The 13,413-nt window shown below is 66.1% G+C and carries 9 protein-coding genes; 2 read left to right on the top strand and 7 right to left on the bottom strand.

The window, feature by feature from the left end:
• Positions 1 to 559: 559 nt before the first annotated feature.
• From XH79_RS32140 to XH79_RS32165, 6 genes are all read right to left on the bottom strand, one after another.
• The gene (locus XH79_RS32140) at positions 560 to 3,808 is read right to left on the bottom strand and encodes an efflux RND transporter permease subunit (RefSeq protein ID WP_271584265.1); all 3,249 of its coding nucleotides are present in this window, start codon (positions 3,806 to 3,808) and stop codon (positions 560 to 562) included.
• 3 nt (positions 3,809 to 3,811) lie between these two features.
• Positions 3,812 to 4,984, bottom strand: a complete 1,173-nt coding sequence (locus XH79_RS32145; RefSeq protein WP_271584266.1) for an efflux RND transporter periplasmic adaptor subunit — start codon at positions 4,982 to 4,984, stop codon at positions 3,812 to 3,814.
• Positions 4,985 to 4,997: 13 nt separating this feature from the next.
• Positions 4,998 to 5,276 (bottom strand): metal-sensing transcriptional repressor, encoded by a 279-nt coding sequence (locus XH79_RS32150; protein ID WP_271584267.1) that lies wholly within the window; start codon positions 5,274 to 5,276, stop codon positions 4,998 to 5,000.
• 417 nt (positions 5,277 to 5,693) lie between these two features.
• Complete coding sequence (locus XH79_RS32155; protein ID WP_212343916.1) at positions 5,694 to 6,278, bottom strand: DUF1254 domain-containing protein; 585 nt, start codon at positions 6,276 to 6,278, stop codon at positions 5,694 to 5,696.
• Positions 6,275 to 6,853 (bottom strand): DUF1214 domain-containing protein, encoded by a 579-nt coding sequence (locus tag XH79_RS32160; RefSeq protein WP_271584268.1) that lies wholly within the window; start codon positions 6,851 to 6,853, stop codon positions 6,275 to 6,277. The genes XH79_RS32155 and XH79_RS32160 overlap by 4 nt, the downstream gene beginning before the upstream one ends.
• A 9-nt stretch (positions 6,854 to 6,862) precedes the next feature.
• On the bottom strand, positions 6,863 to 9,154 hold the full coding sequence (locus XH79_RS32165; protein ID WP_271584269.1) for a transglycosylase domain-containing protein: 2,292 nt from the start codon (positions 9,152 to 9,154) through the stop codon (positions 6,863 to 6,865).
• Between the two features lie 295 nt (positions 9,155 to 9,449).
• Between XH79_RS32165 and XH79_RS32170 the strand changes: the two genes are divergently transcribed.
• Positions 9,450 to 9,965 carry a YcgN family cysteine cluster protein gene (locus XH79_RS32170; RefSeq protein WP_212343919.1) on the top strand — a complete coding sequence of 172 codons (516 nt, stop codon included), beginning with the start codon at positions 9,450 to 9,452 and terminating at the stop codon, positions 9,963 to 9,965.
• A 161-nt stretch (positions 9,966 to 10,126) separates the two neighbouring features.
• Positions 10,127 to 11,713, top strand: coding sequence for an MDR family MFS transporter (locus tag XH79_RS32175; RefSeq protein WP_271584354.1), 1,587 nt, complete (start codon positions 10,127 to 10,129; stop codon positions 11,711 to 11,713).
• An 8-nt stretch (positions 11,714 to 11,721) separates the two neighbouring features.
• Here the strand turns inward: XH79_RS32175 and XH79_RS32180 are convergent, their stop codons facing one another.
• Entirely contained in the window at positions 11,722 to 13,365 is a 1,644-nt protein-coding gene (locus XH79_RS32180; RefSeq protein WP_271584270.1) for an alpha/beta hydrolase, read from the bottom strand.
• Between the last annotated feature and the right edge of the window lie 48 nt (positions 13,366 to 13,413).

A 13,413-nucleotide genomic window follows, 5' to 3' on the forward strand; every position in this document is an offset into this window, starting at 1 on the left:
TTTGCCCGACGAGTCAAAGGTGCTCGTAGGTTGCCAATAGGGCCACATGCATGATGGTTCGCGGATCGGTGAACGGTGACGTTCAAACGTCCAACGTATGCCCGGGACAAGCCCGAGCGTACGTTGAAACTGCAATTTGCAGAACTACTGTCGTGCCGCGCCGCTGGCTCCGGGGATTTGTCCCCCGAACTTTGACGAGCCGGTGCCACTGACGCTCGTCGGCCCGCCGGCCGTCCCATTCGGGTCGGTCCTGGCCGCGGTCCGGCCGGGGCCGTGCATCATGTTCATTGAATTGAACCACCCGTGGTGGTGATGGCGTTTGGCGCTGTGGGCCGAGGCATAGCCGGTCGAGCAGGCCAGTAAGATCGCCAAAGTAAGCGTTGCTGTTTTCATCTGGGTTTCCTCTCCAGTTGAGGAAACTGCATGGGCAAGCGACTTGTTCCAACGCGGCGATCAAGCGGATCGAAATCCAAGCGATCACGCCATATCGGAGGAGCGTTGAAGTGCGCTGCTCACGGCCACTTCGGATGAAGGTCGGCGAGGACGGCCAGCATGGCCTCTACTCCGCTGCGTGGTCCTGGACGAGGGCCGGAGGCGCCTCGCTGCGCTTGGTCGGCCTGCGTGGTGTGGCAAAGCGTGCGTAGAGCGCCGGGAGCACGACGAGCGTGAGCAGCGTTGCCGTGAGGAGGCCGCCGATCACCACGGTTGCGAGCGGCTTTTGCACCTCGGCGCCGGTGCCGGTCGCAAGCGCCATCGGCACGAAGCCGAGCGAGGCGACGAGCGCGGTCATCGCGACGGGACGGAAGCGCGTCAAGGCGCCTTCGCCGATGGCGCGCTTCGGCTCCATGCCTTCGGCGATCAGCTTGCGGATCTGCGTCAGCATCACGAGCCCGTTCAGCACGGCGACGCCCGAGAGCGCGATGAAGCCGACGGCCGCCGAGATCGAGAACGGCATGCCGCGCAGCCATAGGGCCGCGATCCCGCCGGTGAGCGCAAGCGGCACGGCGCTGAAGACGAGCAGCGCGTCGCGCGCCGAGCCGAGGGCCCCGAGCAGCAGCAAATAAATCAGGGCGAAGACCGCGGGCACCACGAACACCAGCCGCTGCCGGGCGACGGCAAAATTCTCGAACTGGCCGCCCCAGGCCAGATAGCTGCCGGGCCGCAGCGTCACCTGCTCGGCGACCTTTGCCTGGGCCTCGGAGGCCAGCGAGCCGATGTCGCGGCCTCGGACCTCGGCAGTGGCGACGACGCGCCGCTTGCCGTTCTCGCGGCTGATCTGGTTGTAGCCGGTGGTCTGCTCGAACGAGGCGATCGTCCGCAGCGGGATCGAGGCCGCCGGAGCGTCGGGATTGGCGCGCGGAAGCGGAACGGGCAGCTCCTCCAGCGTCGGAATGTCGTTCCGCTGCGCGTCGGCGAGGCGCACCACGATCTTGAAGCGACGGTCGCCCTCGAAGACGAGGCCGGCATCGGTGCCGCCGATGGCCGTCTGCATCAGATCCTGCACGGCTGCGAGGCTGAGCCCGCGCCGCGCGATCTCGGCCTTGTCGATCTTGATCTCCAGGAAGGGCAGGCCGGAGGTCTCCTCGACCTTGACGTTCTCGGCGCCGTCGATCTTGCGGACCACGTCGGCGATCTGGCCCGCGGTCCGCTGCATCTGGGCAAAATCGTCGCCGAACACCTTGACCGCCAGATCCTCTCGGACGCCGGCAATCAGCTCGTTGAACCGCATCTCGATCGGCTGCGAGAATCCCACCTTGTTGCCCGGCAGCTTTCCGGCCTCGGTCTCGATCTTCTTGATCAGATCATCCTTGGTCATGGCGGGATCGGGCCATTCGTCCTGCGCCTTGACGATGATGTAGGTGTCCGACGCGTTCGGCGGCATGGGATCGGCGGCGAGATCGGGCGTGCCTGTACGCGAGAACACGAAGGCGACCTCGGGAAGCTTGCTGATCTGTCGTTCGATCAGCAGCTGCATGGCCTGCGACTGCGCCAGCGCGGTGCTCGGGACGCGCTTCACTTCCATGACGATGTTCTTCTCGTCCAGCGTCGGCGTGAACTCCTGGCCAAGACGCGTGAACAGCAGCGCGGCGCCGACGAAGAGCAGAGCTGCGACGGCAACGATAGGGATGGGCCGCGCGATCGCACCCGAGAGCAGCGGCGCGTACCAGCGCTTCAACGTCCGGACGAGGACGTTCTCGCGCTCGTTGACGAGGCCGCCGATCGAGATCGCCACGGCGGCCGGGACGAATGTCAGCGAGATCACGAAAGCCACGGCCAGCGCGATCATCACCGTCAAGGCCATGGGTTCGAACGTCTTGCCCTCGACGCCGGTGAAGGCGAGCAGCGGCGTATAAACCAGGATGATGATGATCTGGCCGTAGACCGACGGGCGGATCATCTCGGAGGTCGAAACCTTCACGGTGTCGAGGCGCTCGTCCAGCGACAGCACGCGGCCGAGCGCGCGCTGGCGTTCGGCGAGATGGCGCAGGCTGTTCTCGGCGATGATGACGGCGCCATCGACGATCAGGCCGAAGTCGAGCGCGCCGAGGCTCATCAGATTGGCGCTGATGCGTCCTTGCAGCATCCCCGTCGCGGTGATGAGCATGGTGATGGGGATGACGCAGGCGGTGACGAGGGCGGCGCGGAAGTTGCCGAGCAGCAGGAATAGCACGGCGACGACGAGCAGGGCGCCCTCAGCCAGATTCTTGGCGACGGTATGGATCGTGGCATCGACAAGCTGGGTCCGGTTGAGGACGGTGCGGGCATGGATGCCCGGCGGCAGGGTCTTGCTGATGTCCTTGATCTTGGCGTCGGCGGCCGCGGCGACGGTGCGGCTGTTGCCGCCGATCAGCATCAAGGCGGTGCCGAGCACGACCTCGCGGCCGTTGACGCTCGCACTGCCGGTGCGCAGCTCCTTTCCGATCGAGACATCCGCGAGGTCCCTGATGCGAACGGGAACGCCACCGCGCGTCGTCACGACGATCTGCTCGATGTCTTCCAGAGTCTCGACGCGGCCGGCGGCTCGCACGACGAGGCCTTCGCCGTTCTGCTCGATGTAGTTGGCGCCGCGCGTGGTGTTGTTCGCCTCGATCGCGTCCACGACCTGCTTGAAGGAGAGACCATAGGCGACCAGTCTTGCCGGGTCCGGCTGCACCTGGAACTGCTTGACGAAGCCGCCGATCGCGTCCGCCCCGGCGACGCCGGGCACGGTCTTCATCTGCGGCCGGACGATCCAGTCCTGCACGGTGCGCAAATAGACGGTGCGCTGGAAATCATCGGTCAGCCGCTCGCCTTCGGGCGCGAGATAGCTGCCGTCGCTCTGCCATCCCGGTTGTCCGTCCCGGACCGGCAGGGATGCGCCCGGCTTCTCGTACTCGACGGCCCACCAGTAGATTTCGCCGAGGCCGGTCGAAACCGGCCCCATCCGGACATCGACGCCGGGTGGCAGGCTGCCCTTGGCTTCGTTCAGACGTTCCGTGACGAGCTGCCGCGCAAAATAGATGTTGGTGCGGTCGGCGAACACGGCCGTGATCTGCGCAAAACCGTTGCGCGAAAAGGACCGTGTCGACTCCAAACCTGGCATTCCCGCGAGCGCGGTCTCGAGCGTGACAGTGACCTGTTTCTCGATCTCGACAGGCGTGAGCGCCGGCGCGGTCGCGTTAATCTGGACCTGGACGTTGGTGACATCAGGCACCGCGTCGATGGGAAGACGCGTCAGCGACCAGAATCCGGTCGCTGCCAGGGCGAGAGTCGCCAGCAGAACCAGCCATCGCCGCCGGACGGAGAATTCGACGATCCGCTCGATCATCGCTCAGTCCTCATCGCTGGGCTTGGAGAGCTCGGCCTTGAGCGAAAACGTGTTCGAACTGGCGACGGTCTCGCCAGCCGAGAGCCCCGAGACGATCTCGACGACAGGACCGTCGCGTCGTCCCAGCACGACGTCGCGTTTCTCGAACCCGTCCTTGGACCGGACAAAGACAGCCTTGCGGCCATCCACCGTCTGGATGGCGGAGAACGGAACTGCGACGGCGACGTCGCGGCGTTCGACGGCAATGCCCGCGGTGGCGAACGAGCCGGGCCGCCAGCGGCCGTCGGCATTTCCGAGCGAGGCCACCACGCGGGCTGCGCGCGTCTCCTTGTCGAGGAGGGGGCTGACGAACACGATCTTGCCGGAGCCGGTTTCCGTCATGCCGCGCAGCGCGATCTCGACCGACTGGCCCTCCTTCACCAGCGGCAAATCGGTCGAGGAAACCGCCAGTTCGACCCAGACGCGGCTCAGATCGACGATGACGAACAGCTCCGTTTCAAGACTGTCCCGGCCCACTGCGGTGCCAGCTTCGACCTTGCGTTCGGCGATACGTCCGGAGATCGGCGCCCGGATGTTCTGACTGCGCAGCGTTCCGTCGGGAGCCTGCGGCAAGCCTGCGATCTCCGTGTCGGTCACGCCAAGCGCCATCAGCTTCTGGCGCGCGATGCCGAACCGCATCTCGGTTTGCGCCGCCGCGTTGCGCGATTTGATGTATTGCTGCTCGGGGATTGCGCGGCCTTCCGACAGCGACTTGTCGCGCGCCGTCAGTTCCTGCTGCAACTCGTTGGAGAGTTTTGCTGAAAGGTATTCGCTCTTGGCGTCGGCGACCTCGCGGCTCTCCAGAACGGCCAAGACCTCGTCCTTGACGACGTCGTCGCCGATGTTCTTGCGCAGTTCGGCGACCGTGCCCGACAGCTTCACCGAAACATGAGCGACCCGTCCGGCATCGGGCACGATGGTGCCCGGTACCATCAGCCGCCGCGCGATCGGGGCGGGACCGGCCTCGCGCAGTTCGATCTCGGCGAGCTTGATGCGCGCATCGTCCATGACGATCACGGACGGCTTCCCGCCGTCCGGCTTGGCGGGCGCGGATTGTGCGAACGCCTGCGGGTTGACGCCGGTGACGGCGAGCAGGACCGACAGAATCGCCGCGGCCGAATGGGGGGCCGAGAACATCGAAAGCTCCGCCTTACAGATATCGCGAGATCGCCTTGAACTCGGCGAGCACGTTCTTGGGCGATTTGCCGGAACCGCCATTGGCGGCCGCGTCGAGGCAGTGATCGACGTGATCGTGGATCAGCGCTTTCTTCGCCTCGGAGATCGCCTTCTCGACGGCGTGGAGCTGCTGCGCGAGATCGAGGCATGACCGGCCGTCGTCGAACATGCCGATGACCCTGCGCAGATGCCCCTCGGCGCGTTTGAGCCGCTTGACGATGTCCGGGTGACTTTCGTGGATGTGCTGTGCCATGGTTATATCCTATCCCCTGGGAGGGGATAGCTCATAACAACGGCACAGCCAAGCCTCGTGCCGGTCAGGATTGTCGCAGCGCAAATACCGCCTTCGCTTGCAGGCCCCGGTCCGCCGGAGCCGGGGGTGGTTCCGCAAAGGAGATGTTTCACTGTTCGCGTGATCACTGCATTCATCGTCGCGAGGCCAGCTTGTCCGTCTGAAACGAAAACACCCGCGACGGACGGCTCCGCGCGGGTGTGACGAACTCTCGATGATGCCAGTATGCCGGTGTTTTGCCCGACGTGTCAAAGCTGCGCACGCGGAGCCGGCAGCCTCAACATCACCGAGCCGAAGAGCATAATGATTCCAACACCCCCGCTACTGTGCATGGGGTTGTTTTCGCACTTTTTTGTTTGGCGCTGCCGAAATGGCCGCTCAGCGCCGTCCGCGCGGCGCCTCGGCCTTGGCGGGCTGGTCGGTCTGCGGGCCGCAGGTGGCCGCGCCAAGCGTCGCCTGCGCCTGCGGCATCAGGCCGGGCTCGGCGGCGAGCGCCTTCATCACGATCAGGCCGGTGGTGCTGGGGGAGTCGATGATCAGGCGGTCGGCGGCGGTGACCTCTTCGTCCTCCGGCAGCTCCTCGTGCTGCGCTTCGGTCATCAGGTCGAGCTCGATCACCTTCTTGCCGGCCGAGCGGTCGTTGATGGCGTAATAGGCGATCTCGTTGCGGGTGTAGAACGACACCGAGGTGTAGGCCTGGCTCACCGGCACGGTCAGCTTGATCGGGCCGCCCGAGAGGTCGTAGCGGCAGATCGCGAGCGCAAAGGCCGGGTCCATGAACGGCATCGGCGAGGTCTGCGGATCGGCGAGGGGCAGCTGCGTCACGCCGTTGAGCTTGGTCATCGGCGTCAGCCGCGAATAGGCGTCCTGCGTCGCGATCCGCGGCAGCGCCAGCACGCTGACGAGGTGGACCACGAGGCCCAGCACCACGCCGGCAACGATGGTGAAGGCGAGGCGGATCATGAGCAGCCCACCGTCGAGATGGTGGGCATCGGCGCATCGCGCTGGGTACGCGTGGCGACGCCGACAGGGGTGTCGTATAGGCGCAGCATCAGGGCGTAGCGCTCGATGCCGCCGGTCGGCAGCCAGTTGCCGGCGCGCGAGCGCGAGGCGATGCGGATCTCGAACGTGCCGTCGGACGACCGCACGATCTCCTGGCTGGTGAAGCCGTAGCGCTGCAGCGAGTTGGCGACGAGATGGCCCTTGCGGTCGTAGAGCGTCAGCGTCCAGAACCGCGCCGGCGGCGTCACGCCGGAGACGATCACGTCGCAGCGGCCGTCGAGCGCCTTCTTCTTGTCATCAGTGGTCGCGGTGAAGGCGACGCCGTCGCCGGTGCCGATCGGCAGCTCTCCGTTGCGCACGATGGTGGCGCGCGAATAGGGATCGACGTCGGCGGTGCCGGTGCGCGGCCGCGCGGTCCAGGCGCCGATGGTCAGCGCGCCGATCTCGGTGCCGCGCGTCGTCGTCATCCAGGTGGCGCCGACGCCGACCACGGTCGCGAGCAGAAGGGCCGTCAATGTGATCAGGATCAGCCGCACGGGTTTCGATCAGTTCTTGCGCGGAGCGGATGCGTTCGCATTCTCTTCCGCATAATTCTGCGGGAAGGCGAGTGCGCTCGATGCCGAGGACGGCTTGGCCGTCTTGCTGTCATCAGCCGTCGATTTGGTCGCGGTCCTGGCGGCGTCGTCGAGCAGCTTCTCGACCCGCACCAGGATGTCGGCGCCGCGCTTGGTCAGCACGGGCGGCGGACCGGGCTTGGTCTCCAGCACCTTCGGCGCCGCGCTGGCCTGCGCGTTCGCGTCCTTCGGCTGCGGCGGCAGCTTCTGGCCCATGCCGATGCCGGGGATCTCCCGAACCTCGACGCCCTGATGCGCGGCGACCATGATGTCGTGCCAGGTCTGCGCCGGCAGCGAGCCGCCGGTCATGCGGTTGGTCGGCGAATAGTCGTCGTTGCCGTACCAGACCGCGCAGGTGAAATTGCCGGTGTAGCCGACGAACCAGGCGTCGCGATACGCATTGGTCGTGCCGGTCTTGCCCGCGGTCGGAATGCCGTCGAGCGCGGCGCGGCGCGCGGTGCCTTCGCTGACGACGTGGCTCATCATGCCCGCCATGTCGGCGGCGATGTTCGGCGGAATGGCCTGCTTCGGCTTCGGCCCGTCGCGGTCCCAGCGCCAGACCAGATCGCCGGCGCCGGTGCGCACTTCAAGCACCGAATGCGGCGTCACCGACTTGCCGCGGTTGGGGAAGGTCGCGTAGGCGACCGCGTGCTCGAGCACGGTGACTTCGTCGGAGCCGATCGGCAGCGAGGGCGTGTCGGGCAGCGGCGCCTTAAGGCCGAAGCGGCGCGCGACCTCGACGATCTTGGCGCGCCCGATCTTGGCCGGGTTCGGCGCCTTCGACTGTTCCTTCTGGCCGATCGCGATCGACAGCTTCACCGGCACGACGTTGATCGAGCGCGTGATCGCCTGCGTCAGCGTGACCGAGCCGGAATAGGAATGGCCATAGTTCTGCGGGCACCAATTGCCGATGCAGACCGGGCCGTCGACCACGATCGAGTTCGGCGTGAAGCCGTTGAGGAGGGCCGTGGTGTAGACGTAAGGCTTGAACGAGGAGCCCGGCTGGCGATAGGCGTCGGTGGCGCGGTTGAACTGGCTGGCGCCGTAGTCGCGGCCGCCGACCATGGCGCGGATGCCGCCGTCGAGATCGGAGACCACGGTTGCGGCCTGGGTCGCGTGATAGTCGCGGCCGAACTGGCGCAGCTGGTTCTCGATCGCGTCCTCCGCCGCCTTCTGCACGTTGGCGTCGATGGCGAGGCGCACCACGAAGACGCGCTCGACGTAGGATTTCGGGAAGGTGTCGACCAGCTTGCGCATCTCGTCGAAGGCGTAGTCGAGATAATAGTTCGGCGAAGCCTCGTCGCGGCGATCGACGGCGAAGGCGGGGTTGCGGCGGGCGCCGAACACCTGGCCCTCGGTCATGAAGCCGGCATCGACGAGGTTGTCGAGCACGACGTTGGCGCGGGCACGCGCCGCGGGCAGGTTGATGTGTGGGGCGTATTTGGTCGGCGCCTTGAACAGGCCGGCGAGCATCGCGGCTTCCGAAAGCGTCACGTCGCGCGCCGACTTGTTGAAGTAGAAATGCGCTGCGCCGTCGACGCCGAAAGTGCCGCCGCCCATATAGGCGCGGTCGAGATAGAGCTTGAGGATCTCGTTCTTGGTCAGGCGCCATTCCAGCCAGATCGCGAGGAAGGCCTCGTTGACCTTGCGCTCGATGGTGCGCTCGTTGCTCAGGAACAGGTTCTTGGCGAGCTGCTGGGTGATCGAGGAGCCGCCCTGGCGGACGCCGCCGGCTTGCGCGTTGGTGACGAGCGCGCGCGCGGTGCCGGCGATGTCGATGCCGAAATGCTCGTAGAAGCGGCGGTCTTCGGTCGCCAGCGTCGCCTTGATCAGGACGTCCGGGAAGTCTTCCAGCGGAATGGAGTCGTTGTGCTTGATGCCGCGGCTGCCGATCGGGTTGCCGTAGCGGTCGAGGAAGCTCACCGCGAGATCGGACTTCTTCAGCCAGTCCTCGTCCGCGGTCTCGCGGAAGGCGGGGATGGCGAGCGTGAGCATCACGACCAGGCCGCCGAGCCCGAGGGTCGCGGCCTCCGACAGCGGCTCGATGAACACCCAGCGCTTCCACCGCCCGACATAGAAGCGGTCCATGAAGGTCGAGTAGCGCTCATAAAGCTCGCGGATGCCCTTGGCCGAGGAGAACAGCGAGGAGTCGATGCGCGCATCGAGATCCAGGAAGAAATTCCGGACCTTCTGCTTCCAATGCGGTGGTATGATCTGGCGCACCTAGAACCCTTGAGGCTTGGTTCGAAAGCGTTCAAGCACCCGGCCGGGGGCGGCATCGAGACGTCTTGAGGGAATGTTGCGGCAAACCCAAGGCGCCCGGTTCGCGTCCTCTGGGGACTCTGTGTTCCTTCTAGCCGAGCAGGGCCCATAAACCAATGGTCAGGCTCGCGATTTTGAACAACAGGCCTAATCGAACCCCGGTTCATTACGGGCGTTCCGGGGACGTTGCTTGCACCCTTACGTCCGCCCGCCCTAGATGGCATTGCCGTAGCTCTTTCGAATCTTGTTGAGGCGCATGACCGCAGCTCCCAAACGACCTTCCGGCCAGGAAGGATTCTTCTGGAAAACCAAGACGTTGGAAGAGATGTCTGGGGAGGAATGGGAAAGCCTGTGCGACGGCTGCGGCCGCTGCTGCCTGAACAAGCTGGAGGACGAGGACACCGGCCAGATCTATTTCACCCATATCGGCTGCAAGCTGCTCGATGGCGCGACCTGCGCCTGCAAGGACTACCCGAATCGTTCCGACAAGGTTCCGGACTGCGTCCGCCTGACCCCGGCCAATGTCCGCACCCTGAACTGGCTGCCGCCAAGCTGCGGCTACAAGCTCGTCGCCGAGGGGCGCGACCTCTATTGGTGGCACCCGCTGGTGTCGGGCGATCCCAACACCGTTCATGAAGCCGGTGTCTCCGTACGCGGCCGGGTCGAGGGCAGCGAGGAAGAGGTCCCGGACGAGGAGCTCGAGGATCACATCGTGCAATGGCCGGCGGTGCTGCCGAAGCGGGCACGTCTGAAGCGACGTCCGAAGGACTGATCCGTCGTTTGGCTCTGTTGGCTATCACGTCTTCGGGATGACCCGGGGGCGGGATGCACCCATGCGCCGCGGTGCCTGCCTGGGAAGAACTTTGCTGTCTACATTGGGCTGCATAGAACGAATCCTTCGCGGCGTTGCGCCGCCCCATGCGTCCGATCGAGATGAACAAGTTCGACCGGCAGAGCAGTTCTGCCGACATCCAGGCATTGCCCGACGACATCGCCGAGGAGCTCTCCCGACTTCCGAGCGAGGTTATCAGCGTCGACGACGCGCCCTCGCTCGCGCCGCCGGCGCCACTGGGGCAGGACGAGGTCCGCACCATCGTCATCAGCCTGATGCTGACGATGTTCCTGGCCGCCCTCGACCAGACCATCGTCGCGACCGCGCTGCCGACCATCGGACGTCAGTTCCAGGATGTCTCGAACCTGTCCTGGGTCATCACCGCCTATCTGCTCGCCTCGACCGCTGTCGCGCCGGTGTTCGGCACGCTCAGCGACATCTACGGCCGCAAGGCCATGATCATCACTTCGCTGAGCCTGTTCGTGACTGGCTCGATCCTGTGCGCGATCGCACCGAACATGCCGATGCTGATCCTCGCGCGCGGCCTTCAGGGGCTTGGCGGCGGCGGCATCATGCCCGTCGTGCAGACGGTGATCTCCGACGTCGTGAGCCCGCGCGAGCGCGGGCAGTACCAGGCCTATTTCTCCAGCGTCTGGATGGTCGGAGGTATCCTCGGCCCCGTCATCGGCGGCGTGTTCGCCGAGCATCTGCATTGGTCGATGATCTTCTGGATCAACCTTCCGCTCACGGCCGCGGCGCTCGCGCTGCTGCTGCCGAAGATGAAGAAGATCCCGGTGTTCCACCGCAAGCGCAAGGTCGACTGGCTCGGCGGCGTGCTGCTGATGGCCTCCGCCGTGGTCTTCATGCTGGTGCTGACCTGGGGCGGCACGCGTTTTCCTTGGCTGTCGCCGACCGTGCTCGCGATGGTCGGCGGCGCGGTCGCGCTTGCTGTCACCTTCATCTGGCACGCGCGGCGTGCTGACGAGCCGTTCCTGCCGCTGCCGCTGCTCGGTGGATCGGTGGTGCCGTTCGGCCTGACCGCGGGCGGCTGTGCGCTCGGCGCGATCACGGGCCTCACCGTGCAACTGCCGCTCTATTACGAGTCGGTCTACCATCTCAGTGCCAGCGAGGCCGGTCTTGCGCTGATTCCGCTCGCGGCGGTCTCGACCTGCGGTGCGGCGATCGCCGGCCGCACCATGGCGCGTGCCAAGCACTACAAGCGCGTCGCCATCGTCGGCACGTCCTGGGCCGCACTGTGCGGCGTTGGTCTCACGGTCACCACCTTGCCGCTGTGGGGGCTGCTGACGCTGATGGCCGCGTTCGCGCTCGGCCTTGGTACGACCTTCCCGGTCTGCGTGGTCTCGATCCAGAATTCGGTCTCGCGGCCGCAAGTCGGCACCATCACCGGCGCGCTGAATTTCTTCCGCTCGTTGATGTCCTCGTTCACGGTCGCGGCCTTCGCGGCGATCCTGCTGATCGCGCTCGGCGCCGACGTGCCGCTTGCCGGCGAACATCATGTCGCGGGCGGCATTCCTGCGATCCCCACAGAGGACATGCGGCACGCATTCCGCTACGTCTTCGGCGCCGCCACCGCGCTGATGACGGGCGCTGCGCTCTGTCTGATCATGATGGAGGAGCGGCCGCTGGCCGGTCCGACCGTCACGCAGCAGGTGGAGATGGCCGAGTAGAGTAGGGGTTAGCCCCCGCGGTCGGGATCGTCGTCGGCATTGCCTGCGCCCGTCTTCCGCGCTTTCGCCGCGAGCTGTTCCTTGAGCCGCGCCAGCGCATCGGAAGTCCAATCACGGACATCGGTGACCGCGACCCAGGCATCGACGTAATGCTCGGGCGCGTAGACATGGCCAAAGCCCATCGGGGTATTGGTCGCGACCGCCATGTCGAGGGCGAGCTGCAGCATCGTCACGATCGGATACCATCGCAGCTCCGGTGAGACATCCGGTCCGCGCGGCGCGCTCATCCAGGCCGGGGCCTGAAAGGCATCGCGATAGGCGAAGAACGTGATCGCGTCGCTGGCATATTGCAGGTAGACGACGCGCATCGGACCCCAGGGCGTATCAGGCGGAACCGTCGGCCCGTTCTGGTTCATGAAGCGCACGAAGCGGCTGTCGCGGAATTCCGGCAGCCACGCCGGCGAGCCAGGGTTGCGGTTCGCGGTGACCGAGCGCCAGATGCGGCTCTCGAACGGTGGCCCGCTCCAGAGCGCGCCGGCAATGGGATCGCCGATCGTTTCGAACAGCTCCGCGGATTTTTCCGAGTTCATGGCGCCGAGGCTGAGCCCGTGAAGGTACAGCTTCGGTCGCTTGTCCTTCGGCAAGCTCGTCCAGTAGCCGTAGATTTCCGCGAACAGCGCGCGCGCAGCCTCTGCGCCGTATTCCGGCTGAAACAGCAGCGACAGCGGGCTGTTGAGGTAGGAATATTGCATCGCGACGCTCGCGACGTCGCCGTGGTGGAGATATTCGACCGTATCCATGGCGGACGGATCGATCCAGCCGGTGCCGGTCGGCGTGATCACGATCAGGATCTTGCGTTCAAAGCCGTGCTGGCGCTTGAGCTCCTCGAGCGCGAGCTTCGCGCGCGCCTGCGCCGTATCTTGCGCAGCGAGGCCGACATAGACGCGCACGGGGGCCTGCGCGGGCCGTCCGGTGACGGCGCTGATCTCGGTTGCGGTCGGGCCCGAGGCGATGAACCGGCGCCCCATGCGCCCGAGCTCTTGCCACTTCACCAGTGATGCCGGGCTTCCGGTCCGGCCCGGATCAGTCGGCTGTGGCCGCTCGGGCTCGAGCAGGACATCGAGCTCGCGGAAGGAGGAGTCGAGCGCGTTGAACGCCGTGCGGATCAGGACATTGCTGGCGATCGACCAGAACAGCAGGCCTGCAACCACGACGCCAATGACGTTCGCGACCTTGCGCGGAATGACGCGTCGGATGCGCGCCGCGAGGAAGCGGGCGACGGTTGCGAACAGCCGCCCCAGCACCAGCAGCACCATGAACGTGACGAGCGCGATGGCGCAGACCTTGAGCGGATGCGCGGTCTCGACCGGCGCCATCTCCATCACGGCGCGGATCGAGTTCTGCCATTCGGCGGCGCGCCAGAGATAGATGACGACGACAATCAGGCAGCCGGCCGCGACCAGCGCATTGGCCTGCGAGCGCAGGCGCGGCGAGGGCTCGGGCAGCTCGAGATAGTGCCACAGCCAGCGCCAGAGGTTGCCGGCGAGGTAGCCGATCGCAAAGCAGGCGCCGGCGAGGGCGCCCTGGGTGAGATAGCTCCGCGGTACCAGCGTCGGCGTCAGTGCGGCCGCGAAGAACAGGGCGCCCAGCATGAGGCCGACGCCGGTTAGCGAGACCAATTGTCGCCGAATGAGCCAAGC

The organism is Bradyrhizobium sp. CCBAU 45389, assembly GCF_028128625.1.
GTDB lineage: Bacteria > Pseudomonadota > Alphaproteobacteria > Rhizobiales > Xanthobacteraceae > Bradyrhizobium > Bradyrhizobium liaoningense_B.